Below are 289 nucleotides of genomic sequence, written 5' to 3'. Positions count from 1 at the left end.
CGAACTCAGTAGTGAAACGTAATAGCGCCGATGGTAGTGTGGGGTCTCCCCATGTGAGAGTAGGACATCGCCAGGCTTTAATTTCGACTTTGCTTATTTAATAAGCAAGTCACCATAAGGCTTTACGTTTTCGTAGAGTTTTATGTTGACTTTCAAAGTCAGTGACGTATTATACGCGTCCTGCTTAGGTGCTAAGGCACTGAAAGGCAATATGTTCTTTAACAATTTGACCATGCAATCTGTGTGGGCACTCGTGAAATGATAGTCAACAAAAGAATTATCAATGAAA

At 40.8% G+C, this 289-nt stretch carries 1 rRNA gene; it reads left to right on the top strand.

The window, feature by feature from the left end:
• Positions 1-76 (top strand): 5S ribosomal RNA (gene rrf, locus ACVA58_RS27955); the annotation flags it as partial.
• Positions 77-289 lie beyond the last annotated feature (213 nt).

The sequence above is a fragment of the Photobacterium sp. DNB22_13_2 genome, from assembly GCF_052873915.1.
Note: the sequence above shows the minus strand (reverse complement) of the source record. Positions and strands in the feature narration are given on the sequence as shown.